Below are 23,658 nucleotides of genomic sequence, written 5' to 3' on the forward strand. Positions count from 1 at the left end.
GCTCCCTCAGACCTCGTACGGCTGGACGACGATGAAGTTGCCGGGGGCGGCCCGGAACTGAAGGTTGACGCTCTCCCCGGTGTCGCCCGGATAGGCGTTGCGGCGCATCCGGACCTGGCTGGAGACGATCACCTGGGCGGCAGCGGACCAGGCGACGACCGCGTTGCAGTCGGCGAACGTGGTCGGCGTGACGGGCAGCACCACGGGCGAGCCGTGCGTCTTGACGACGATGGTGCCCGTCCCCTGGAACTGCATGGTGAACAGCGCACCCCCGGGGATGCCGTGTCCCTCGATGCGTCTGACCTCGTACTGGAGGCTCTCGTCGAAGGCGAGGACGTTCTCCGCGGAGACGCAGATCGCGTCCCCCTGGAGCTCGACGGGGTGCAGGTGGGTGGAGTTCTCGGCGAGGAACACCTGGCCCTGGCCGGTGCAGCGCATCAGCTGCATCTCCTGGCCGGTCGCGTTGCCGACGAGCCGTCCGGCGAACCCGGCGCCCTTGTAGCCGAAGTCGACCTTGCCCTGGTAGAGCACCATGCTGCCCTGGCGTGCCAGCACGGGCTGGCCGCCGATGCCGAGGTCGACGCGGATCAGCTTCTTGTTCTGCTGCGTCCAGCGCTGCCCAGTGGGCGTCTCCTTGAACTTCTCCAGCGCGGCCGACACACCGGCGCCCTGGGGAGAGCCCTGGGGAACTCCGTAGCCGGCGGCCTGGCCGGGGACCTGCCCGAAGGGAGGCTGTTGCTGCCCGTAGCCGGGGGGCGCGGGCGGCTGGCCGTAGCCGGGCGGAGGCGGCGGTGCCTGTCCGTAGCCGGGAGGCAGGGGCGCGGTCTGGCCCGGGGCCTGCTGGCCGAACGGCTGCGGAGGCTGGCCGTAGGGCGCGGGAGCGGGAGCCGGGGGCGGGACGGGGGCGCCGCCGGGCGGGGTCATCGGCGCGATGATCGTCGGTGCGCCGTGCACGGAGGGTGCGGGCGCCGGGGCCGGCGGTGGCATGAAGCCCTGCGCCGCGGGCCGCGGTGCGGGTGCGGGTGCCGGGGCGGACGGGGCGCCGAACGCGGGTGGCGCCGAGCCCTGCGGCGGCGGGGCGAAGCCCGGGGCGGCGCCGGACTGCGGCTGCTGCGCGGCGGGCGCCTCCTCCTCCATGACCTCGCCGCCGAAGTTCTTCAGCAGCGCTTCGAGGCCGCCGTCGAAGCCCTGACCGACGGCCGCGAACCGCCAGACGTCCTTCAGGTAGAAGTCGCCCAGCATCACGGCGCGCTCGGTGGTGAACTCCGAACCGTTGAACGAGTAGCGGGCCACCTCCTCGCCGCCCGCGACGATCCGGATGTACCCGGGGGCGATCTGCGACATCTGCCCGGCGCCGTCGAGCGTCGCCGTGAAGGCCAGCTTGTGGATCTGCGGCGGGATCTTGTCGAGCGTGACGCGGAAGGACTCCGAGTCGCCCGCCTGGGCACCCAGGAGCTGGATGGACTCCTCGGGGGACTTCGGCTGGTTGAAGAACACGAAGTACCGGTCGTCCGAGAGCCGTTCCTCGGCGTCGAGGCCGAAGCAGCTGATGTCGAACGTCAGTCCGGGGCCGGTGATCTGCACACCTACGTACAGATCGGTGCCCGCGGTGAGGTCACTGATCTTGGCCTTGTGGCCGCGTTGGAATTCCCTGGCCATGCGTAACGACCGTCCCCCATCCCGAATGCGAGTGCGTCGCGTCAGGCTAACGGCAATCCCGGACACCCGAGGATGTCGGTACAGACCCGGTACACAATCCCCCACAAGGGGATGTCATTCGTCCCGGGCACCCGGCGAATGGGGCAGCCGCTCGGCCGCGACCACGCCCTCCAGATAGCCCTTGGCCCGCTCGGTGCGCGGATACGCCTCAAGGAGCCGCCAGAACCGCGGCCCGTGGCCGGGCACCAGGAGATGCGCCAGCTCGTGCAGCAGTACGTAGTCGACGACGTATTCGGGCATGCCCTGCAACCGGTGCGAGAGGCGGATGCTGCCCTCGGAGGGCGTGCACGAACCCCAGCGCGTGTTCTGGTTGGTGACCCAGCGCACCGAGGTGGGCCGGGCGCGGCCGTCGAAGTACTGGGCGGACAGCCGCTCGGCGCGCTCGGCCAGCTCCGCGTCACCGAGCACGCGTTTGCTTTCCTGGGCGGCCAGCTTGTCGAGCATGACGGTGACCCAGCGCTTCTCCTCCGCCTCGGACATGCGGGCGGGGATGAGCACGACGGTGCGATCGCCCTCGCGGTACGCGGAGACGGTTCTGCGCCTGCGCGCGCTCCTGCGGACCTCGATCGCGCTCGCCCCCGGGCCGCCTGGCGGCAGGCTCGTCGTACTGCGCTGTGGTTTTCCGGCGCTGTGCAGTGGGTCGGCGGGCACGGCACGACGTTACCCTCTGCACACGCGGGAAGTCCCGCCCCCGGGACGGTTCGGTGTCGATACCCCACCAAGCGTTTGATTCGTACGACGAATCCCCACAGCCTGTGGACAACTTTCGGCGCCCGTCGGCAGGACCGGGCACGCTGGCATGACCGGCGGAGCACCGACCCGTTCCACCGGCACACGGGACGTACTTCCTAGGGCTACGGGGGCCTGTCATGCATCCGATGGTGAAGCCCGCGCTGCGGCGCGGCTGGCGCGATCTCAACACCGTGCAGTTCGGGATGACACCGGCGCACGCGATGACACTGGGCCCGATGGACACGGCCACGGGCAGCTTCCTGGACCTGCTCAACGGCACCCGCGGACTGCCCCTTCTGCGCGAGGAGGGGCACCGGATGGATCTGCCCGAGGGCCATGTCGACCGGCTGGTGGAGGGGCTGACACAGGCGGGCCTGCTCGACGACGCGACCGGCGGCGGCCCCGCGGCCGACGCCCTCCGCGCGAAGAAGGACGTCCTCGACCGGCTGCGCCCCGACCTCGCGTCGCTCTCCCTGACCACCGGCGAGCCGGGCGCGGCGCTGGGCCGTCTGGCGGCGCGCCGCGCGCTGCGGGTGCAGGTGCGGGGCGCGGGCCGGGTGGGCGCGGTGGTCGCCGCGTTGCTGTCGGGCGCGGGGGTCGGCGAGATCGCTGTACGTGACGGCGGTGTCACCGAGCCCTGGGACGTCGCTCCGGGCGGGCTGCCCGCCGAGGCGGTAGGCGAGCGCAGGGACGAGGCGGCGCGCCGCGCGGTGCGCCGGGCGGCACCGGACCGCCCGCCGCGCCAGACCTCGCGGGCCGCGTCGGAGGAGGGCGACCCCGGTTTCTCCCTGGTGATCCTCGCCCCGCGTGACGATGTCGCCGTGTATGCGCCGGACCCGGCCGCCGCCACCGACCTGATCGCCTCGGGTACTCCTCATCTGTACGCGGGTGTCGTGGAAGGCACCGGCGTCGTGGGCCCGCTGGTCCTGCCCGGCGAGACGTCCTGCGCGGGCTGCCTGCACCACGCGCGCACCGACCGCGATCCGACCTGGCCCCGGCTGGTCGCACAGTGGCGCTCCGGCAGGCAGCCCCAGGTCCGGCCCTGCGATCTGACGCTGGCCACGACCGTCGCCGGGCTCGCGGCCGCACACGCGCTCGCCTTCCTGGACGGCCAGTCGCCGTCGAGCACGGGCGCGCGCTGGGAACTCTCCCTACCCGCTCTGCACTGGCACGCGCGACCGGTCTGGGCGCATTCCGGATGCCCCTGCGGAGCCTCGGAGAAGAGCGCGGAGAAAGGTAAGGAAGGACACACCTCTACGGACGGGGATCGACACGCGACAATGGGAGGGGACCGGCCGTCGAGGGATGTGCGCCGTAGGGCAGACTCGGCCCGGCCGGCCGGGACTTGGAGGGCGCATGTCTGATCTTCCCCGCAAGGCGGTCACCCGCACCGCCAAGCTCGCCGCGCTCCCGCTCGGCTTCGCCGGGAGAGCGACGTGGGGGCTCGGCAAACGGATCGTGGGCGAGTCCGCGGACATCGTCGGTCGCGAGCTTCAGCAGCGCACGGCGGAGCAGCTGTTCAAGGTGCTCGGCGAGCTCAAGGGCGGTGCGATGAAGTTCGGGCAGGCGCTGTCCGTCTTCGAGTCGGCGCTGCCCGAGGAGGTCGCCGGCCCCTATCGCGCCGCGCTGACCAAGCTCCAGGAGGCCGCGCCACCGATGCCGACACGCACCGTGCACGGTGTGCTGGAGGAGCGGCTCGGCGCGGACTGGCGCGAGTTGTTCCAGGAGTTCGAGGAGAAACCCTCGGCCGCCGCGTCGATCGGCCAGGTGCACCGGGCGGTGTGGCACGACGGCCGCGAGGTCGCGGTCAAGGTGCAGTACCCGGGCGCCGGCGAGGCTCTTCTGTCCGACCTGACCCAACTGAGCCGTTTCGCCCGCCTGTTGGGCCCGCTCATCCCGGGGATGGACATCAAACCCCTCATCGCCGAGCTCCGCGACCGGGTCTCCGAGGAGCTGGACTACGCCTTGGAGGCGCAGGCTCAGCAGGTGCACGCGCAGGAGTTCGAGGGGGACCCGGATGTCGTGGTGCCCGCCGTGGTCCACCAGTGCGACCAGGTCCTGGTCACAGAGTGGATCGAGGGAATCCCGCTGTCGGAGGTGATCGCCGACGGCACCCAGGAGCAGCGCGACCGGGCGGGCCAGCTCCTGGCCCGTTTCCTCTTCTCCGGGCCGGCCCGCACCGGCCTCCTCCACGCGGACCCGCACCCGGGCAACTTCCGGCTGCTGCCCGCCGACCCGGACGGCAAGGGCGACTGGCGGCTGGGCGTCCTGGACTTCGGCACGGTCGACCGCCTCCCGGGCGGCCTGCCTACGACCATCGGCGACTCCCTGCGCATGACGCTCGACGGCGACGCCGAGGCGGTCTACGAACTGCTGCGCACGGAGGGCTTCGTCAGGGAGTCGATAGAGCTGGACCCCGACGCCGTCCTCGACTACCTCGTGCCGATCATCGAGCCGGCCCAGGTCGACGAGTTCACCTTCACCCGCAGCTGGATGCGCAGCCAGGCCGCACGCATCGCCGATCCCCGCTCCCCCGCCCACCAGTTGGGCAAGCAGCTGAACCTGCCGCCGGCGTACCTCCTGATACACCGGGTGACATTGAGCACAATCGGCGTGCTGTGCCAGCTGGGTGCGACGGTGCGGCTGCGCGAGGAGCTGGAGGAGTGGCTGCCGGGATTCGTACCGGAGGACGAGTACGAGGAGTTCCTGGACGAGGAGAACCCCGCGGCGGAAGCGTGAGCGGGGGCCGGTGGTGGGCGGCCGGACAGGGCGCGGCCCAGTGGCGCCCGGCCGGGTGGCATGCGGCCTGATCGCATGCAGCCTGGCCGCATGCGGCCGGGTGGTGGGCCGTCAGGTGGCGCGCGGCGCTACCACCAGGCCGGGTCGAGCCGTCCTTCGATCGCCCTGAGGTTCTCCCTGGCGCAGGCGTCGCAGAGGTAGTGCCGGGTTCCGTGCTCCATGGAGCAGGTCCAGGTGGGCTGCGGCTCCTCGGACCGGGTGCCGCAGCGGGCGCACACGAGGGGCTGGGGCTCCGCTGTGGAGTCGCTGGGGTCACTGTCTCCGGGACGACTGGTCACCCGGCGACGATATCGCCGTGACCGGGAATCGGCGGGCTGAACGCACCGCGGGGCCGGTCCGTTCGGACGGACCGGCCCCGCGGGGAGCTTTCGCCTCCCGGGGTCGGGGGGCCACCGCTTCAGGTGTGAGCGATTACTGCATGACGGCCATGGCGAGCGCACGGCGGGCGCGCATCGAGGCACGCTCGGCCCTGCGCTGCATCCGGCGAGCGGTCGCCAGGCGCACGGCCCGGCGTTCCCGCTCGGCGTCCCGCAGGCGCTCGTGCATATGCGCACGAGCCAGGGCTTCTGGAATGAGTTGCATCTCTCGGGTCCTGTTCTGGCGCGACTCGGTCGCACCCGGGGTGGTGAAGTCTGGGATCGCGGAGCCCGCGGGCTCGCTGGGAGTGGACGGCTTCATCGGGGCCTGCTTCTTGGGGTCGTGCGTGAGGGGGCGGTCGATCGTTCCGAAGATGTTCATGCCGTGACCGGGTTCTTGCGCGGACGGCCACGCGGCCGCTTGCGGGCCACGACGACACCCTGGACGAACAGCTCGCCACCCCAGACGCCCCAGGGCTCACGCCGCTCCTTGGCGCCGGCGAGGCAGGCCTCGATCAGCGGGCAGGTGCGGCAGAGGGACTTGGCGTACTCGACATCGGCCGGCGACTCGGCGAAGAAGACCTCCGGGTCGTAGGAACGGCAGGGGACGGGTACGCCGAGGTTCTCGATGGCGTCGTCGAGCGCGGTGAGCGCAGTGAGCGGAGTCAAGGTGGAGTCCTCCGTGAGGCCGGGCGGGGTGATCGTTTCGGAAGGCGGTACGGACGGGGCGTGCGCTTCGAGTTGCACGGTTGTTCTTCCTCGTCTGGTCGGTCCGGCCCTGTTGGGCTAGGTGTCGGCTTGGTACCGGGTTCTTTTCTTGTCCCGAGGCCCCTTCGCTCCGTCGTCCCCGTTCGGGGAAAACAAAAGGGCCGCGGATCCCGGATGGGGTTCCGCGGCCCTGAAGGCGCCGGCCTGATCGATCAGGCTGGATCACTCCAGGGTTCTGGCCCACGGAAGGCCCACATCTGGTGGTGCTGCGTCGTCTGCTTCCGGCCTCCGGCACCGGCCGCAAAGGCATAGGCCTGCGCCTGTGCCGCTACTGCTTCCAGTGCCTTGGTCGGTCGCTCATTGCGCTCACGGACGGGAAGGACCGCGAGAGACAGTGCGGACGCCGGACGAACGGCGGAAATGCCGGACAGACCGGTGCCCAGGTTCGAAACGCCGAGCATGCACAGGGAGACGACCGAGGGATCGGTCATTTTCACGGTGCTGCTGGAGCTGGTGTTGATGCTGATCACTGGAATCGCCTCCTCTCGGCGTCTCGGGGGACCGGGGGTGAGCCCGGCCCTTCGGATATGCAAGTACAACACGGGATCAGGGCCTTCGAGAAGGCCCCCTGTTCCCGTGTCTAAGAACCTATGGGGATTGCTGGGGCATGCGCAAACTATTTTTTCGACGAGTTTGAATCAGTCCTCCGCGACACCCTCCGCAGGCTCCTGACCGCCGCAGATGGCCAGGACATCGGCCCCGTAGCGGTTGAGCTTGCGCACGCCGACGCCGGGGATCCTCGCGAGTTCGCCCTCCTCGTCGGGGACCGTCTCGGCGATCGCCATCAGCGTCTTGTCGGTGAAGACGCAGAACGCCGGCTGACCGCTGCGCTGCGCCTGGACCTCCCGCCACTCGCGCAACCGCTCGTAGAGACCCTCGTCCATGTCGGAGGGGCAGTCCTCGCAGCGCATCAGCTTCATCTCACCGGCCTCGGTGAGCGTGCGGCCGCAGACCCGGCAACGGGCCACGGTGCGCTGCGTCCGCCGCGGCACGGCTTTGGGACCGCTGCCCGTGAAGCCGCGCTCGATGCCTCCGGGGGCGACCGTGCCGGGTCTGGCCGCACCGCCGGTGGAGCCGGGGCGCAGGCCGTTCAGGAAACGGCTGGGGCGGCGGCTGGGGCGGCCGCCCGGTGAGCGGGACAGGGCCCAAGAGACATGGAGCCGCTCTCTGGCGCGGGTGACGCCGACGTAGAGGAGGCGGCGCTCCTCCTCGATCTGTTCGTCGGTCTTCGCGTAGGTGATCGGCATCATCCCCTCGGCGACGCCGACCAGGAAGACGACGTCCCACTCCAGGCCCTTGGCGGAGTGCAGGGAGGCGAGGGTGACGCCCTGGACGGTCGGGGCGTGCTGGGCGTTGGCCCGCTCGTCGAGTTCGGCGACCAGGTCGGCCAGGGTGGCTCCGGGTTTGGCGGCGGCGAAGTCCTGGGCGAGGTTGACCAACGCGGCCAGCGACTCCCAACGCTCTCTGACGGCGCCGGAGCCGGCCGGGGGCTCGGTGGTCCAGCCCTCGCCGGAGAGGACGGCACGGACCTGGGAGGGCAGGTCGATGACGTCGTCCAGGAGGGAGTCATTACCCCCGAAGCGGGCCGCTCCGCGCAGGGCGATGCCGGCCTTGCGCACCTCGGGGCGGTCGAAGAACCGCTCCGCACCGCGCAGTTGGTAGGGGACCCCGGCGTCGGCGAGGGCCTGTTCGTAGGTCTCGGACTGGGAGTTCGTCCGGAAGAGGATCGCGATCTCGCTGGCCGGGACGCCCGCGTCCATGAGTTCGCGGATGCGGCGGGCGGCGCCCTCGGCCTCGGCGGGCTCGTCGGTGTACTCGGCGTAGACCGGCTCGGGTCCCGCGGCGCGCTGGGAGATCAGCTCCAGGCGATGGTCGGCGGCACGGCCGCGGGCCTGGGAGAGCAGGCCGTTGGCGAGGTGGACGACCTGGGGTGTGGAGCGGTAGTCGCGGACCAGCTTGACGACGGTGGCGCCGGGGTGGCGGGTGCGGAAGTCGAGCAGGTGGTCCGGGGTGGCTCCGGTGAAGGAGTAGATCGTCTGGCTGGCGTCGCCGACGACGCACAGGCTGTCCCGCTCGCCCAGCCACAGCTCCAGGAGGCGCTGCTGGAGGGGGCTGACGTCCTGGTACTCGTCGACCACGAAGTGCTGGTACTGCGAGCGGACCTGTTCGGCGATGTCGTGCCGGTCCTGGAGGACGGCGACGGTGAGCAGCAGGACGTCCTCGAAGTCGATGACCGCGCGGTCGCGCTTGACGTCTTCGTAGGTGGCGTAGAGCTGGGCGATCTCGGCGGGGGCGCGGGGGACGTCACGGCCCGCCTTGGCCGCCGCCGCCGCGTAGTCCGAGGGCACGGTCTGGGTGACCTTGGACCACTCGATCTCCGCGGTGACGTCCCGCAGTTCGCCGCGGTCGAGGCGGATGCGGCAGGCGGCGGCCGCGTCGGCGACGAGCTGGATCTTGCGGTCGACGAGCCGGGGCATGCTGCCGCCGATCGCTTTCGGCCAGAAGTACTGAAGCTGGCGCAGCGCGGCCGAGTGGAACGTGCGCGCCTGGACTCCGGTGGCGCCGAGCTGGCGGAGCCGGCCGCGCATCTCGCCGGCGGCGCGGTTGGTGAAGGTGACGGCCAGCACGCTGGAGGCTTGCAGGACCCCGGCGCGCACTCCGTAGGCGATGCGGTGGGTGATCGCCCGTGTCTTGCCCGTGCCGGCGCCCGCCAGCACACACACCGGACCGCGCAGGGCGGTGGCCACCTCGCGCTGCTCGGGGTCGAGCCCTTCGAGCACCGCGTCGGCCGAGTCCGGTACCTGCGGGAAGAGGGAGGAGTGCGTTGCTGCTGTCACACAGCCATGCTGCCAGGTCGCCGGAGACAGGTGAGTCGGTTGTCCACAGGGAGGCCCCCGCAGTCGTACTAATGCGGCAGGCGTCAGTGCCGCGGCATACCCCCGGCGGGAATGGCGGCCGTGTCCCGTACGTTCCCTCCACTGCGAGGAACCATCCCCGAGCTGTTGAGGAGCGCGAGAGAATGTCGGGCACTGTGACGATGTACAGCACCACGTGGTGCGGTTACTGCCGTCGGCTGAAGGGCCAGATGGACCGCGAGGGAATCGCGTACACCGAGATCAACATCGAGCAGGACCCGGCTTCGGCGGCGTTCGTCGAGAAGGCGAATGGCGGGAACCAGACGGTCCCGACCGTACTTTTCGAGGACGGTTCGACGCTGACGAACCCTTCGCTGGCCCAGGTCAAGCAGAAGATCGGCGTCTGAACGACGGTCGGCGCGCGCGACTCCGAAGAGGGTGGCCCTGAGGTCAGGGGCCACCCTCTTGTCGTTCCTGCGACGCGACCGGCTTGTCCCACACGGCGATGTAGCGCCACAGGAGCCGTCGCCGGAAGCGGGCCCCGGGCAGCAGGCGCCGGACGTTCCCGCGGGCCTCTCCCCAGCTCATGAGCGTGTCCTCCATGGGCATGCCGACGGGTCCGAGCTTCCCACCGTGCCGTCGCGCCAGGAACCGGCTCACGGGCAGCCCGCAGCCGCTGATCGTCCACTCCAGGAACGTCTTGTTGTACGCCAGGCCGACGATCACGAGCCGTCCCCCGGGAGCCAGCAGGCTCACCAGCCGTGCCACGGCGTTCTCGAACTCCGTGTGGTGGACGACGGCGACCGCGCTGACGAAGTCGTACCCGCCGTCGTCGAGTGAGGTGCCGTCGAGGTAGTCGGCCTCTACGAAGGTGACGTTCTCCGGCACGTTCGCGCGGGCGAGCCGGATCATCTCGGGCGAACGGTCCACGCCCGTCACGGACCCGGCCCTGTCCGCCAGCTTGCGGACGAGCAGGCCGTCGCCGCAGCCGACGTCCAGGGCGGTACGGCAGCCCTCTGGCACGGCGCCCACCACCACGGGGTGGTAGTGGACGTTGTGGTTCCAGTAGGGGTCGGTCATCGGCGCCCCGGTCGCCTCAGACGAAGGTCCGCGTGGGCAGCGGCTTGCCGTACCAGAGCTCGATCAGGCGGGCCGCGATCGAGATGCCGTAGGGCGGGAGCACCTCTTCGGACTCGAAGGCGGCGCGGAGTTCCTCGCGGGAGAACCAGCGGGCCTCGTGGATCTCGTCGCCGTCGACGTTGATGTCGGTCGAGGTGGCGCGGGCCATGAAGCCCAGCATCAGGCTGGACGGGAAGGGCCAGGGCTGGCTGGCGACGTACTCGACGTGGCCGACGGTGATGCCTGCCTCCTCGAAGACCTCGCGGCGCACCGACTGCTCGATGGACTCGCCGGGCTCCACGAAGCCGGCGAGCGTCGAGAAGCGGCCCTCGGGCCAGTGGACCTGGCGGCCGAGCAGGATGCGGTCCTCCTCGTCGGTGACGGCCATGATCACGGCGGGATCGGTCCGCGGGTAGTGCTCGGCGCCGCAGGCGGGGCAGCGGCGGATGTGGCCGGCCGCGGCGATCACCGTGCGCTCGCCGCAGCGGGAGCAGAAGCGGTGCAGACGCTGCCAGTTCTCCAGCGCGACCGCGTGCACCATCAGGCCCGCGTCCCGGGGCGACAGCAGCAGGCCGGCCTCGCGCAGGCCCGCGGGCCGCGCCGACTGGTCGATACGGCCGGGGAGCGCGTCCTTCTGGAGGGCGAAGTAGCTGACGGCGTCGTCGTCGGTGCCCAGGAAGTAGCGGTGGGCCTCCGTGAGGGGGGCCTCGAAGGACGGGGTCATGACGAGTTCGGTGCTGCCGTCGGGCGTCTCGTCGATGAGGGCCTGGCCGCCGGAGACCACGAAGCAACGGGTGGTGGGGTGGCTCCACGCCGCGGCGAGCCAGGCCTCGTCGAGCCGGTGGTGGGCGGCTCGGTCGATGCCGCTCGGGGCGGTGAGCGAGATGGGTCGATCTGCTGTGTGGTCGGTCCAGGTGGTCACGGGTGCTTCCAACTCCCCCGGCAATGCGGATTGTTTCGGCGGGCGGTTCAGCGGGACGTACGGCAGGAGGCGACTGGGTCCGGCGGGGACGGGGTGCGCGGGGCGGTTCTTCCAGTGTGCCCCGCGCGCGGGGCCGTTCGGGATCGCGTGGGTCGTCAGGGCGCGTGGCACCAGGTTTCGGCGAGATCCCCCCACAGGTGGGCGGTGGTTTCGACGCCTTTCAGGAGGAGGTCGAGTTCGACCTTCTCGTTCGGGGCGTGCCAGCCGTCGGAGGGGACGGAGATGCCCAGGAAGAGGACGGGTGCTCCGAGGACTTCCTGGAGGTCGGCGGCCGGCCCGGAGCCGCCCTCCCTGGTGAAGAGGACCGGTTTCTCGAAGGCGCGGCCCATGGCACGGGCGACGGATTGCAGGGCGGGGTGATCCAGGGGCGTCAGGCACGGGCGCGTGGCGGGGCTGAAGGTGATCTCCTGGCGGATCCCGTCGGGCACCTGCTGGGCGGCCCAGGCTCGGACGACCCGCTCGATGTGATCGGGGTCCTGTCCCGCGACCAGCCGGAAGGAGAGCTTCACCATGGCCTGGGACGGGATGATCGTCTTGCTGCCGGGGCCTTGGTAGCCCCCGCCGATGCCGTTTACCTCGGCGGTGGGGCGGGCCCAGATGCGCTCCAGGGTGGTGTGTCCGGCCTCTCCGTGGGTGGCGTGCGACTTGGCGGTGCGCAGCCATTCCTTCTCGTCGAAGGGCAGTTCGGCGAAGAGCTCGCGCTCCCGGTCGGTGAGTTCGACGATGCCGTCGTAGAAGCCGGGGACGGCCACGCGTGCGTGCTCGTCGTGCAGGGCGGCCACCAGACGGGCGGCGGCGGTCGCCGGGTTGGGCACGGCGCCGCCGAAGGAGCCGGAGTGGATGTCCTGGTCAGGGCCGTACAGCCGGATCTCGCACTCGGCGAGGCCGCGCATGCCGGTGCACACGGTGGGGGTGTTCTCGGACCACATGCCGGTGTCGGAGACGATCACGGCGTCGGCGGCGAGCCGGTCGGCGTGCTCCTCGACGAGTGCCCGGAAGTGCGGGGAGCCGGACTCCTCCTCGCCCTCGACGAGCAGTTTCAGGTGCACGGCGGGGGCGGTGCGGCCGGTGGCGGCGAGGTGGGCGCGGACGCCGAGTGTGTGGAAGAACACCTGGCCCTTGTCGTCGGCCGCCCCGCGCGCGTAGAGGCGGTTCTCGCGGACGACCGGCTCGAAGGGCTCGCTGTCCCAGCCGTCCTCGCGGGCGGCGGGCTGGACGTCGTGATGGCCGTAGACGAGGACCGTGGGTGCCTCGGGGTCGTCGGAGGGCCACTCGGCGAAGACGGCGGGGGCGCCCGGCGTCGGCCAGACCTCGACGGTCGGGAAGCCGGTCCTCCGGAGTGTGGCGGCGAGCCAGTCCGCGCTGCGCCGGACGTCGGGCGCGTGGTCGGGCTGCGCCGACACGGACGGGATGCGCAGCCACTCGGCGAGGTCGTCGAGGAAGACCGCGCGGTGCTGCTCGATGTACGTGCGGACCGCGCTGACGGCACTGTCAACGGTGTGGCTCATGGTCACGAGCCTATCGGCCCGCACTGACATCCTCGGTGGGCGGTTCCTCACAGTTTGCTTGTGCGCCCGGCTCCTCCAGCAGCAGCCGCTCCAGCGCGGCCCGGTCCGGGAGGTTCTCCGGGCGTACGACCTCGCCGCCGCGCACGTACAGGAACGCGGCCGTGACCGCCTCCAGGGGCACGCCCTGCCGCTCTGCCCAGGCCAGGCGGTAGATCGCGAGCTGGAGCGGGTCGGCGGCGCGGGTGCGGCTGGTCTTCCAGTCGAGGATCTCGTACGTCGCCTCGTCGCCGTCGCCTTCTTTGTAGACGGCGTCGATACGGCCCCGTACGACGCGGCCGGCGATCGCGAGCTGGAAGGGGGTCTCCACGCGGTAGGGCGTGCGCCGGGCGTACTCGGTGCGTTCGAAGGCGTCCTTGAGTTCCTCGAGGTCGCGTTCGTCGGCGATCTCGGCCTCGCTGCCGGGGAGTTCGTCCGGCTCCAGCATGGGCAGGGTCAGCTCTTCGAAGCGTGATTCCACCCAGGCGTGGAAGCGGGTGCCCCGGCGTGCGGCGGGCTGCGGCGGGCGTGGCAGGGGGCGCGCGAGTTCCTGCGCGAGCGCGTCCGGATCGGCGGCCAGGAGCAGTAGCTGGGTGGCCGTGAGGGAGGCCGGCAGGGGTACGTCGGTGACGCCTCGGCGGGCGCGCAGGAGTTCGCCGGTGAGGGCGTCGAGGTCGCGGTCCCAGGAGGCGATGGCGCGGGCCTCCTCGGGGGTGAGGGGCGTGCCGGGCGGATCGGCGGGGTGCGGGCGTGCGCCCCCCGGCGGACTGGAGCGGTCGGCGGCGTGCGGGGCCGTCGCCTGGTGCGGGACGGTCGTGCGGTCCGTGGTCCAGGTGTCCCAGTCGGCGGGGTCGTCCTCCGGGAGTGCCTCTTCGGCTGCCGTCTCGGGGAGGGACTCCTCGTAGGGCGGATCCCCGAAAGGGGGCTCCTCATAAGGAGGTTCGTCGTCCTCGGGGGGCGGGGGCCAGTCCGGGTCGTCGGGCACCGTGTTCGGGTCGTGGGTGGCCGCGGGGTGGTCCCCGTCGTGGGCGGCGAGGTGCTCCAGGTGGTCCAAGACCATCCGGGCCGCCGAACGGCGGTGGGCCAGCGCGGTGTCGTCCAGGGGCAGCGGCCAGGCCTGGTCGGCGGTGGCCGTGTGCAGGGCGGGGTTCTCCTCGCCCTCCTCGGGTTCGTCCGCCCAGGCCTCGATCTCGCCGTACCCGGCCGCGCAGTGGTCGTACAGGGCCGTCAGGAAGTCGGAGGGGCCGCGGGGCTTCTTCTGGGTGGGGCCCCACCAGTGGCCGGAGCCGAGGAGGAGGGAGCGGGGGCGGGTGAAGGTGACGTAGCCGAGGCGGAGTTCCTCGGTGTGCTGGTGGTCCTTCATGTCCTCGTGGAAGGCCTTTAGGCCGCGGGAGTCCCAGGACGGGACGTCGGGCAGGGTGGCGGTGTCGCCGCGCAGCGCGTGCGGCAGGACCTTGCCCTGGGCGGTCCATTTCTCGCGGCCCTGGCTGCTGGGGAAGGTCCCGGTGACCAGACCGGGGACCGCGACGACGTCCCACTCCAGGCCCTTGGACTTGTGCGCGGTGAGAACCTTGACGGTGTTCTCGCCGCCGGGCAGGGCGTTGTCGAGGCCTTTCTCGTACTGGGCGGCGGTGCGCAGGAAGCCGAGGAAGGCAAGCAGGGTCGCCTCGCCGTCGCCCGCGGCGAAGGAGGCGGCGACATCCAGGAAGTTCGACAGGGTCTCGCGGCGGCGGGCGGCCAGCGCGTGCGGGGAGGCCGCGAGTTCGACCTCCAGGCCGGTGACGGCGAGGACGCGGTGCAGGACGTCCATCAGGGGGTCGGACAGGGAGCGGCGCAGATCGCGCAGTTCGGTGGCCAGGTGGGCGAAGCGCACGCGCGCGTCCGGCGAGAAGGGCAGCCCGTCGTCGTCCCCGGCGCGGTCGGCGCCGTAGAGCGGTGTCTCCAGGAACGTGTCGAGGGCGTCGGCGAGCGATATCACTTCGGAGGGGTCGACCCCCTCGACGGCTTCGGCGAGGCGGCGGTCGGGGTCCTCGTCGTCCCCCACGCGCGTGTGCGCGACCAGGAGGCGGGCGCGGCGGCCCAGGAGGGCGAGGTCGCGCGGGCCGATGCGCCAGCGGGGACCGGTCAGCAGCCGGACCAGGGAGGCGTTGGCACCGGGGTCCTGGAGGACTTCGCAGACGGCGACGAGGTCGGCGACCTCGGGGAGGTGCAGCAGCCCGGAGAGGCCGACGACCTCGACAGGGATGTCACGGGCCACCAGGGCGCCCTGGATCTCGGCGAAGTCGGTGGCCGTGCGGCACAGGACGGCGATCTCGCCGGGCGCCTGCCCGGTCCGTACGAGGTGGGCGATGGAGTCGGCGAGCCAGTCGGTCTCCTCGGCGTGGGTGGGCAGCAGCGCGCAGCGCACCGTGCCGTCGCGCTCGGCGCCGGGGGCCGGGCGGAGGGCCTCCACGCCCGCGTGCATGGCGCGCAGGGGTTCCGCGAGGTTGTTGGCGAGGTCGAGGAGGCGGCCGCCGCTGCGGCGGTTCTCGCTGAGCGACTGGCGGGCGGCGAGGCGGCCGTCGGCGTGCGCGAAGTGCTCCGGGAAGTCGTCGAGGTTGGCGACGGACGCGCCGCGCCAGCCGTAGATCGCCTGGCAGGGGTCGCCGACTGCGGTCACCGGGTGGCCCGTGCCGGCGCCGAACAAGCCTGCCAGGAGGATGCGTTGGGCCACCGAGGTGTCCTGGTACTCGTCGAGGAGCACCACCCGGAACTCGTCGCGCAGGATGTCGCCGACCTCGGGGCGGGTGCGGGCCAGGGTCGCGGAGAGGGCGATCTGGTCACCGAAGTCGAGCAGGTCGCGCTCGCGCTTGGCGGTCCGGTAACGGCTCACCAGCTCGGTGAGTTCACGCCGGGCGGCGGCCGCCTCGGGGACCTTGCGCAGCTCGGCGTTGCTGAGCTTGCGGCCCTCCAGGTCGCGCAGCAGACCAGCGTCGTAGGCGCGCAACTCCTCGGGGCGTACGAGGTGTTCGGACAGCTCGCCGTCGAGGGTCAGGAGGTCGCTGACGAGGTCCGGGAAGGAGCGGGTGAGGGCCGGGTAGGGGCCGGGGGCCTCGCGCAGCACGCGCGCGGCGAGCTGGAAGCGGGTGGCGTCGGCGAGCAGACGGGCCGTCGGTTCGAGTCCGATGCGCAGGCCGTGGTCGGTCAGGAGGCGGCCCGCGAAGGCGTGGTAGGTCGAGATCACGGGCTCGCCCGGGGGGTTGTCCGGGTCGATCACGTCGGGGTCGGTGACGCCCGCCTTGATGAGCGCCTTGCGGACGCGCTCGGCGAGTTCACCGGCGGCCTTGTTGGTGAAGGTCAGGCCCAGGACCTGCTCGGGGGCGACCTGGCCGGTGCCGACCAGCCACACCACGCGGGCCGCCATCACCGTCGTCTTGCCCGACCCGGCTCCGGCCACGATCACCTGCGGCGCGGGCGGCGCGACGATGCAGGCCGTCTGCTCCGGGGTGAAGGGGATGCCGAGGAGCTCCTTGAGCTGGTCGGGATCGGTGATACGGGCGGGCATGTCGGGAAGGCTAGCGGCGGCCACTGACAGTCGAGGACCAATCGCCCTCAGGGGCAGAAGAAGCGCAGGTCAACACATGTGGTGCGATACGTCACGCGAGTTACTCGACGACGTGTCGCCCCTCGGGCCGCGCGCTGCACGAGGCCCGGAACGCGCAGTGCGCGCAGTGCTGTCCGGCCGTGGGCGTGAACCGTTCGTCGAGGACCTTGCCCGCGGCCGTGGCCAGCAGTTCACCGGCCCACTCCCCCTCCAGGGGCTCCTGGGCCTGCACCTTGGGCAGCGTCTCGCCGCCGTCCCGCAGGGGGGCGCCCTGGCGCAGCTGGACGAGTTCGGCGCCGCCCGGTTCGGGGCGTACTCCGTCGAAGGCCTCGTCCACGGCGCCCTCGCGGACCGCGAGCTGGTAGACGGCGAGTTGGGGGTGGCGCTCCACCTCGCGGGCGGTCGGGGTCTGCTTGCCGGTCTTGAAGTCGACCACGTAGGCGCGTCCTTCGCCGTCCGCCTCGACGCGGTCCATGGAGCCGCGGATGCGCACCTCGTAGTCGCCCGCTCCGAGGGTGACGTCGAAGTCGTGCTCACTGGCGACCGGCGTACGGCCGGTGCGGACGCCGTTGGAGTCGACGTGCCACTTCAGGAAGCGTTCGAGCGCCACGCGCGCGTTGTCCTTCTCCTGCGCCGACTTCCAGGGCGCGTCGAAGGCGAGCGCGTTCCACACGGTGTCGAGGCGCTCCATGAGGACGGCGAGATCGGCGGGCGTGCGTCCGGAGGCGACCTCGTCGGCCAGGACGTGCACCACGTTCCCGAAGCCCTGAGCGGCGGTCGCGGGCGCGTCGGCCTTGACCTCCCGGCCCAGGAACCATTGCAGGGAACAGGTGTTGGCGAGCTGGTCGAGGGCACTCCCGGAGAGCACGACGGGCTGGTCGCGGTCGCGCAGCGGCACCTTGCTCTCGGTCGGGTCGTACATGCCCCACCAGCGGTACGGGTGCGCCGAGGGGACCAGCGGGCGGCCCTCCTCGTCGGCGAGCGCGGCCAGCCGGGCCAGCCGGCGCGCGGCGGCCTCCCTGAGCGTCTCCGACACGCGCGGGTCGACGGTCGTGGCGCGCAACTCGGCGACCAGCGCGGCGACCGACAGCGGGCGGCGGGGACGGCCGGTGACGTCCTTGGGCTCGACGCCGAGTTCGGTGAGGAAGCGGGACGGCTGGTCGCCGTCGTCCGCGGGGGCCTTCACGGCGGTGACGACGAGGCGTTCACGCGCGCGGGTCGCGGCGACGTAGAACAGGCGGCGTTCCTCGGCGAGCAGGGCACCCGGGGTGAGCGGTTCGGCGAGTCCGTCGCGGCCGATGCGGTCGGCCTCCAGGAGGGAGCCGCGGCGGCGCAGGTCCGGCCACAGGCCCTCCTGGACGCCGGCCACGACGACCAGGCGCCACTCCAGGCCTTTGGAGCGGTGCGCGGTCATCAGGCGTACGGCGTCGGGGCGTACGGCCCGCCGGGTGAGTGTGTCGGCGGCGATGTCCTCGGCGTCGATCTCCTCCAGGAAGTTGAGGGCGCCCCGGCATCCGGTGCGCTCCTCCGCGCGGGCGGCGGTCGCGAACAGCGCGCAGACGGCGTCCAGGTCGCGGTCCGCGTTGCGCCCGGCCGCCCCGCCGCGCAGTGCGGCCCGCTCCAGGCGCCCGGGCCACGGGGTGCCCTGCCAGAGGTCCCACAGTGCCTCCTCGGCCGTACCGCCGCCCGCCAGCCGCTCGCGTGCCTTGCGCAGCAGCGCGCCCAGGCGCTGGGCTCCCCGCGCGTACGTCGGGTCGTGCGCGACCAGCCGCTCCGGCTCGGCGAGCGCCCGCGTGAGCAGTACGTCCGAGGGCGGCGGCACGGGGTTGCCACCGGCCCGCTCCTCCTCGCGCAGCGCCCGGCCCAGGCGCCGTAGATCGGCGGCGTCCATGGCGGCGAGGGGGGAGGCGAGCAGGGTGAGGGCGGTCTCGGTGTCGAGCCAGGTGGGGGCGACGGGTTCCTCGGAGGCGGCTTCCGGGGTGGCCTGCTGGTCGTCGGCTTCGGCTGCGGCCCCGACGTCACCGGGTTCCGGTACGGCCTGTTCGCCATCGGCTTCCGCAGTGCCCTGTTCGTCGTCGCCTTCCGCCCCGGCGGCTACCACGGCCTCGGTGTCGGCCTCGGGCACCTCCGAAGCCTCCGCCGCCGCCACCGCACGCAACGCCGTCAGCAGGGGTGCCACCGCCGGTTCGTGGCGCAGGGGCAGGTCGTCGCCGTCGATGTCCAGGGGGACGCCGGCCGCAGTGAGGGCGCGGCGGATCGTGGGGATGGTCCGGGAGCCGGCGCGCACCAGGACGGCCATGTCGTTCCAGGGGACGCCGTCCTCCAGGTGTGCCCTGCGGAGGATGTCGGCGATGTTGTCCAGCTCCGTGCCGGACGTCGGGTACGTGTACACCTCGACGCGCCCGCCGTCCCGTACCGGGGACAACTCGCGGTGGGCGCGCACCTTCTGGGCCGGGAGGCGGGTCAGGGGCATGCGCTGCGTGAGCAGACGGGTGGCGTTCAGCAGGGCGGCGCCGGAGCGGCGGGAGGTCCCGAGCACCTCCACGGGCGCCGGTTGCCCGTCCGCGCGCGGGAAAGCGTCCGGGAACTCCAGGATGCCGTTCACATCGGCGCCCCGGAACGTGTAGATCGACTGGTCGGGGTCGCCGAAGGCGACGAGGGTGCGGCCGCCCCCGGCGAGGGCGTGCAACAGCCGTACCTGGGCGGGGTCGGTGTCCTGGTACTCGTCGACGAACACGGCGTCGTACTGCGCGGCGAGCTTCTCGGCGACCTCGGGGCGGTGCGCGAGGAGCACCGCGCGGTGGACGAGTTCGGCGTAGTCGAGCACTCCTTGGAGGTCGAGTACGTCGAGGTACTCGGCGAGGAAGGCGGCGGCTGCGCGCCAGTCGGGGCGGCCGATACGGCGGGCGAAGGCGTCCAGGGAGCCGGGGCCCAGGCCCAGTTCGCGGCTGCGGGCGAGGACCGCGCGGACCTCGTCGGCGAAGCCCCGGGTGGTGAGACAGGCGCGCAGTTCGTCGGGCCAGCGCACGTGGGCGAGGCCGAGCCGCTCCAGGTCGGGCTGGCCCGCGAGCAGTTCGCGTACGGCGACGTCCTGTTCGGGGCCGGAGAGCAGCCGTAGCGGCTCGACGAACAGGTCGCTGTCCTGGTGGGCGCGGACCAGGGCGTAGCAGAACGAGTGGAAGGTGGTGGCCCGGGGCGCGCGGGCGGCGCCGATGCGCAGGGCCATGCGGTCGCGGAGTTCGACGGCGGCCTTGCGGCTGAACGTCAGCACGAGGATCCGCGCGGGGTCACCTCCCCGGGCGATCCGTGCGGCGACGGACTCCACCAGGGTGGTCGTCTTGCCGGTGCCCGGACCTGCGAGGACCAGCAGCGGGCCGGTCCCGTGGTCAACCACCGAGCGCTGTGGCGCGTCCAGACGAGGGGGAGCCGGCCGGGTCGGCGGGGTACGCACCAGTCGGTAAGCGCCACGGTTCCCCTGTCGCACCTGGGGGTGCGACAGGCGCCTGGTGGAGGAAGAGGAGCTCACGTGGTTCGCCGGTCCTGGTGGGTGTACTGGTTGCCTGACCACCGCGCGTGGAGAGCGGTGACCGCGAGGTGAGGGGGACAGGTGCAGCCGACGCTACGCCGACGGGTCGCCGGGAAGCAGGACTTCCGGGCGTTCCCTCACAGCTCGCCCGTCCCGGGTGTCCCTCGCCCCTCGAACGTACGGCATGCCACGGACGTGCCTGGTGTCCCCCGTACGGGCCACAGGTCTCCCCGGGCCGCGTCCGATGGCGGAAGCTGTCAGGTGTGACCGTCCGCGCGCTCGCCGCCGTCCCATCGCGCCCGTTTCATGTCGAGGCGCGGCAGGTGGCCCTCGGCGGCCCTGCTCGCCTCCTTCAGAGGGGTGCCTTCCGCGCGGTACCGGTCGAGCGCCCGCAGTTCGTGGCCGGGGAGCAGCGTGCCGTCCGCGCGGACGACCCGCCACCAGGGAACGGCTCCTCCGTAGAGGGCCATCACGCGGCCGACCTGGCGCGGCCCGCCCTCCTCCAGCCATTCGGCGACGTCCCCGTACGTCATGACGTGCCCGGGCGGGATCCGTTCGGCGACGTCCAGGACGCGCTCCGCGTAGGCGGGCAGCGCGTGGGCATTGTCACGCTCGGGGCCGTCGTCGTACCCCGGAGGGACGTCTCCGTACTCCGCGCCGGTGTCGTCCGGAAGGCTCTCCTCGCTCATCCGCCCCATCCTGCCGCACCCCACCGACAATGCGACGCGCTGGCGACTGTGCGTATCCCTCGCCCCGAAGCGGCGCGTGGGGCAGACTGTGCGCCCCCGCATTTGCACCCTGATGCCCCCGTGTGTCGGTGGGGCATGCCACCATCGTGCGGGCGGTGACCGGTGATACGAGATCAAGAAGAGTCGATGAAGCAGCAGGGTGTGCATCCCGAAGACGCGGAGGGCACCTCTGACGCTGCGTCGCGCCCTGACACCGCCGACGCCCACGAGCATGACCCTTCGGAGGGTCCCGCCGAGACGCCCGCGCCCGGCCCCGGGCCCGGCCTCGACGACTGCGACGACCCGCACGTCGAGGAGGTCGAGGGCGACGAACCGCTGCTCCCCGCGCGCGTGCACCGCCCTTCCGACCTCATGCGCCTCCTGGTGGGCGTTCTCGCGATCGTCGTACTGCTCGCGATCGCCGCGTTCGCGCACGGCACGACCTCGGGGCTCGAACAGGACATCAACAAGGGCACCGGGCAGGCGCCCGACCTGCTGATCAAGATCGCGGGTCTCGCGTCCAGCATCGCGATCCTGCTGGTGCCGGTCGCGTTCGCGATCGAGCGGCTGATCAAGCGGGACGGGCTGCGCATCGCCGACGGCGTCCTCGCGGCGGTCCTCGCCCACGGAGTGACACTCGCCACGGACCTGTGGGTCGCCAAGGCCGCTCCGGGCTCCATCCAGGAGGCGCTCACCCAGCCCTCCCCCGGGGACATCCACGCCCTCACCGACCCGGTGCACGGCTATCTGGCGCCCGTCATCGCGTACATGACGGCCGTAGGCATGTCCCGGAGGCCGCGCTGGCGCTCCGTGCTGTGGATCGTGCTGATGCTGGACGCCTTCTCGATGCTGGTCACCGGGTACACCACACCGTTCTCGATCATCCTGACCGTGCTCATCGGCTGGACCGTCGCCTACGGGACGCTGTACGCGGTGGGCTCCCCTAACGTGCGGCCCACCGGGCGGACGCTGATGGCGGGCCTGCGGACGGTCGGCTTCCACCCCGTGGGCGCGGCCCGCGAGGAGGCCGTCGACACGGAGAACGGCGACCGCGGCCGACGCTACTTCGTGACCCTGGAGGACGGTCCCCCGCTGGACGTCACCGTGGTCGACCGGGAACAGCAGGCCCAGGGCTTCTTCTACCGCGCGTGGCGCAATCTGACCCTGCGCGGCTTCGCGACCCGCAGCAGCCTCCAGTCGCTGCGCCAGGCGCTGGAGCAGGAAGCCCTGCTCGCGTACGCGGCGATCGCGGCCGGGGCCAACGCCCCCAAGCTGATCGCGACCTCGGAACTCGGCCCGGACGCCGTGATGCTCGTCTACGAGCACACCGGCGGGCGCACGCTGGACTCGCTCGCGGACGAGGAGATCACCGACGATCTGCTGCGCCTGACCTGGCACCAGGTGCAGGCACTCCAGTCGCGGCGCATCGCCCACCGCAGGCTCGCCGGTGACGCGATCCTGGTGGATCGTTCCGGCACGGTGATCCTCACGGACCTGCGCGGCGGCGAGATCGCCGCCGGTGAACTGCTGCTGCGCATGGACGTCGCCCAGCTGGTGACGACCATCGGCCTACGGGTGGGCGCCGAGCGCGCGGTCGCCTCGGCGGTTGGTGTCCTCGGGCCCGACGCCGTGGCCGACTGTCTGCCGATGCTCCAGCCGATCGCGTTGACGCGCTCCACGCGCGCGACGCTGCGCCGCCTCTCCAGGGAGCGCGCCCAGCGGGAGCGCGACGCGATCCTGGAGGCGTCCCAGCAGACCAGGCTGGCCCGCGCGGAGGAGGCCTCGGAGGGCTCCACGCCCGTACTGGACAAGCCCGACAAGAAGGCCGTGCGAGCGGAGCAGCGGGCCGAGAAGCGGGCCATCGACGAGGCGCTGGACGAGGCCCGCGAGGAGGATCTGCTCACCCAGATCCGCCACCAGGTGCTGCTGATCAGGCCGCAGGCGCATGTCGAACCCGCCCGCCTGGAGCGGGTGCGGCCGCGCACGCTGATCAGTGTCATCGCGGGCGCGATCGGCGCCTACTTCCTGCTGACTCAGCTCACGCACATCGAGTTCGGTCCGCTCGTCGCCAACGCCCAGTGGGGCTGGGTGGCCGCGGCCGTGCTGTTCTCGGCGCTGAGCTACTTCGCGGCGGCGATGGCCCTCCTGGGGTTCGTGCCGGAGCGGGTGCCGTTCCTGCGGGCCGTGGCGGCGCAGGTCGCCGGGTCGTTCGTGAAGATCGTGGCGCCGGCCGCGGTCGGCGGTGTCGCCCTGAACACGCGCTTCCTTCAGCGGGCCGGGGTGCGGCCCGGGCTCGCGGTGGCGAGTGTCGGCGCGTCGCAGTTGTTCGGTCTCGGCTGCCACATCCTGATGCTGCTGTCGTTCGGCTATCTGACGGGCACCGAGAAGACGCCCTCGCTGTCGCCGTCCAGGACGGTCATCGCCGGTCTGCTGACGGTGGCTGTGCTCGTGCTCGTGGTGACCTCGGTGCCGTTCCTGCGGAAGTTCCTCGTCACGCGCGTGCGGTCGCTTTTCGCGGGTGTCATCCCGCGCATGCTGGACGTGCTGCAGCGGCCGCAGAAGCTGGTCACCGGCATCGGCGGCATGCTCCTGCTGACGGCCTGCTTCGTGATGTGCCTGGACGCCTCGATCCGGGCGTTCGGCGACGACTCGACGTCACTCAGCCTGGCCAGCGTCGCGGTCGTCTTCCTCGCCGGCAACGCGCTCGGTTCCGCGGCCCCGACGCCGGGCGGTGTGGGCGCGGTCGAGGCGAGCCTGACACTGGGTCTGATCGCCGTGGGCCTCCCCAAGGAGGTGGCCGCTCCGGCGGTGCTGCTGTACCGCCTGCTGACGCTGTGGATTCCGGTGCTGCCGGGCTGGCTGTTCTTCAACCACCTGTCCCGCAAGGGCGCCCTGTAGAGCACGTTCGGGTCCGCACGGTGTGCACGCACGCGTGCGTACCTCGTAC

Annotated in this window: 17 protein-coding genes; 4 read left to right on the forward strand and 13 right to left on the reverse strand. The window is 72.1% G+C overall.

Going from position 1 to position 23,658, the window contains the following annotated elements:
• Window positions 1–6: 6 nt before the first annotated feature.
• Complete coding sequence (locus tag ACIRB1_RS28415) at window positions 7–1,659, reverse strand: TerD family protein (protein WP_403467457.1); 1,653 nt, start codon at window positions 1,657–1,659, stop codon at window positions 7–9.
• 114 nt (window positions 1,660–1,773) lie between these two features.
• Window positions 1,774–2,370, reverse strand: coding sequence for a M48 family metallopeptidase (locus ACIRB1_RS28420; RefSeq protein ID WP_352180714.1), 597 nt, complete (start codon window positions 2,368–2,370; stop codon window positions 1,774–1,776).
• A 218-nt stretch (window positions 2,371–2,588) separates the two neighbouring features.
• Between ACIRB1_RS28420 and ACIRB1_RS28425 the strand changes: the two genes are divergently transcribed.
• Window positions 2,589–3,815 (forward strand): TOMM precursor leader peptide-binding protein, encoded by a 1,227-nt coding sequence (locus ACIRB1_RS28425; protein ID WP_403467458.1) that lies wholly within the window; start codon window positions 2,589–2,591, stop codon window positions 3,813–3,815.
• A complete protein-coding gene (locus tag ACIRB1_RS28430; RefSeq protein ID WP_352180716.1) occupies window positions 3,808–5,190 on the forward strand; it encodes an AarF/ABC1/UbiB kinase family protein in 1,383 nt (460 codons plus the stop codon). The genes ACIRB1_RS28425 and ACIRB1_RS28430 overlap by 8 nt, the downstream gene beginning before the upstream one ends.
• A gap of 128 nt (window positions 5,191–5,318) precedes the next feature.
• On the opposite strand, the gene ACIRB1_RS28435 is transcribed toward ACIRB1_RS28430, so the two are convergent.
• The 5 genes from ACIRB1_RS28435 to ACIRB1_RS28455 form a co-directional block, all read right to left on the reverse strand.
• Window positions 5,319–5,528, reverse strand: a complete 210-nt coding sequence (locus ACIRB1_RS28435) for a hypothetical protein (RefSeq protein WP_403467459.1) — start codon at window positions 5,526–5,528, stop codon at window positions 5,319–5,321.
• A 133-nt stretch (window positions 5,529–5,661) separates the two neighbouring features.
• Window positions 5,662–5,988 carry a hypothetical protein gene (locus ACIRB1_RS28440; RefSeq protein ID WP_369190071.1) on the reverse strand — a complete coding sequence of 109 codons (327 nt, stop codon included), beginning with the start codon at window positions 5,986–5,988 and terminating at the stop codon, window positions 5,662–5,664.
• Window positions 5,985–6,353, reverse strand: a complete 369-nt coding sequence (locus ACIRB1_RS28445; protein ID WP_266772327.1) for a WhiB family transcriptional regulator — start codon at window positions 6,351–6,353, stop codon at window positions 5,985–5,987. The genes ACIRB1_RS28440 and ACIRB1_RS28445 overlap by 4 nt, the downstream gene beginning before the upstream one ends.
• Window positions 6,354–6,526: 173 nt before the next feature.
• Window positions 6,527–6,844, reverse strand: coding sequence for a hypothetical protein (locus ACIRB1_RS28450; protein ID WP_328932612.1), 318 nt, complete (start codon window positions 6,842–6,844; stop codon window positions 6,527–6,529).
• A 168-nt stretch (window positions 6,845–7,012) separates the two neighbouring features.
• Window positions 7,013–9,211 (reverse strand): ATP-dependent DNA helicase UvrD2, encoded by a 2,199-nt coding sequence (locus ACIRB1_RS28455; RefSeq protein ID WP_352180718.1) that lies wholly within the window; start codon window positions 9,209–9,211, stop codon window positions 7,013–7,015.
• A gap of 182 nt (window positions 9,212–9,393) precedes the next feature.
• Between ACIRB1_RS28455 and ACIRB1_RS28460 the strand changes: the two genes are divergently transcribed.
• On the forward strand, window positions 9,394–9,636 hold the full coding sequence (locus ACIRB1_RS28460; RefSeq protein WP_403467460.1) for a mycoredoxin: 243 nt from the start codon (window positions 9,394–9,396) through the stop codon (window positions 9,634–9,636).
• A 43-nt stretch (window positions 9,637–9,679) separates the two neighbouring features.
• On the opposite strand, the gene ACIRB1_RS28465 is transcribed toward ACIRB1_RS28460, so the two are convergent.
• The 6 genes from ACIRB1_RS28465 to ACIRB1_RS28490 all read right to left on the reverse strand — a co-directional run bounded on the left by ACIRB1_RS28465 (window position 9,680) and on the right by ACIRB1_RS28490 (window position 20,672).
• Window positions 9,680–10,309, reverse strand: coding sequence for a class I SAM-dependent methyltransferase (locus tag ACIRB1_RS28465; RefSeq protein ID WP_403467461.1), 630 nt, complete (start codon window positions 10,307–10,309; stop codon window positions 9,680–9,682).
• Between the two features lie 16 nt (window positions 10,310–10,325).
• The gene (nudC, locus tag ACIRB1_RS28470) at window positions 10,326–11,270 is read right to left on the reverse strand and encodes an NAD(+) diphosphatase (protein ID WP_403467462.1); all 945 of its coding nucleotides are present in this window, start codon (window positions 11,268–11,270) and stop codon (window positions 10,326–10,328) included.
• A gap of 155 nt (window positions 11,271–11,425) precedes the next feature.
• Window positions 11,426–12,838, reverse strand: a complete 1,413-nt coding sequence (locus tag ACIRB1_RS28475) for a dipeptidase (RefSeq protein ID WP_403467463.1) — start codon at window positions 12,836–12,838, stop codon at window positions 11,426–11,428.
• A 10-nt stretch (window positions 12,839–12,848) separates the two neighbouring features.
• Window positions 12,849–16,418 carry a UvrD-helicase domain-containing protein gene (locus ACIRB1_RS28480; RefSeq protein WP_403467464.1) on the reverse strand — a complete coding sequence of 1,190 codons (3,570 nt, stop codon included), beginning with the start codon at window positions 16,416–16,418 and terminating at the stop codon, window positions 12,849–12,851.
• A 100-nt stretch (window positions 16,419–16,518) separates the two neighbouring features.
• Entirely contained in the window at window positions 16,519–19,983 is a 3,465-nt protein-coding gene (locus ACIRB1_RS28485) for an ATP-dependent helicase (RefSeq protein ID WP_403467465.1), read from the reverse strand.
• A gap of 257 nt (window positions 19,984–20,240) precedes the next feature.
• The gene (locus tag ACIRB1_RS28490; protein WP_403467466.1) at window positions 20,241–20,672 is read right to left on the reverse strand and encodes an MGMT family protein; all 432 of its coding nucleotides are present in this window, start codon (window positions 20,670–20,672) and stop codon (window positions 20,241–20,243) included.
• Between the two features lie 186 nt (window positions 20,673–20,858).
• Between ACIRB1_RS28490 and ACIRB1_RS28495 the strand changes: the two genes are divergently transcribed.
• A complete protein-coding gene (locus tag ACIRB1_RS28495; protein WP_352180725.1) occupies window positions 20,859–23,609 on the forward strand; it encodes a lysylphosphatidylglycerol synthase transmembrane domain-containing protein in 2,751 nt (916 codons plus the stop codon).
• Window positions 23,610–23,658 lie beyond the last annotated feature (49 nt).

The organism is Streptomyces sp. NPDC096013 (assembly GCF_044763565.1).
Taxonomy (GTDB): Bacteria; Actinomycetota; Actinomycetes; order Streptomycetales; family Streptomycetaceae; genus Streptomyces.

Bases quoted from the DNA above. Each gene is read 5' to 3' on its own strand.
- ACIRB1_RS28475 (WP_403467463.1), bottom strand. From the start codon at position 12,838: ATGAGCCACACCGTTGACAGTGCCGTCAGCGCGGTCCGCACGTACATC.
- ACIRB1_RS28465 (WP_403467461.1), bottom strand. From the start codon at position 10,309: ATGACCGACCCCTACTGGAACCACAACGTCCACTACCACCCCGTGGTG.
- ACIRB1_RS28490 (WP_403467466.1), bottom strand. From the start codon at position 20,672: ATGAGCGAGGAGAGCCTTCCGGACGACACCGGCGCGGAGTACGGAGAC.
- ACIRB1_RS28430 (WP_352180716.1), top strand. From the start codon at position 3,808: ATGTCTGATCTTCCCCGCAAGGCGGTCACCCGCACCGCCAAGCTCGCC.
- ACIRB1_RS28495 (WP_352180725.1), top strand. From the start codon at position 20,859: ATGAAGCAGCAGGGTGTGCATCCCGAAGACGCGGAGGGCACCTCTGAC.
- ACIRB1_RS28425 (WP_403467458.1), top strand. From the start codon at position 2,589: ATGCATCCGATGGTGAAGCCCGCGCTGCGGCGCGGCTGGCGCGATCTC.
- ACIRB1_RS28415 (WP_403467457.1), bottom strand. From the start codon at position 1,659: ATGGCCAGGGAATTCCAACGCGGCCACAAGGCCAAGATCAGTGACCTC.
- ACIRB1_RS28440 (WP_369190071.1), bottom strand. From the start codon at position 5,988: ATGAACATCTTCGGAACGATCGACCGCCCCCTCACGCACGACCCCAAG.
- ACIRB1_RS28460 (WP_403467460.1), top strand. From the start codon at position 9,394: ATGTCGGGCACTGTGACGATGTACAGCACCACGTGGTGCGGTTACTGC.
- ACIRB1_RS28480 (WP_403467464.1), bottom strand. From the start codon at position 16,418: ATGCCCGCCCGTATCACCGATCCCGACCAGCTCAAGGAGCTCCTCGGC.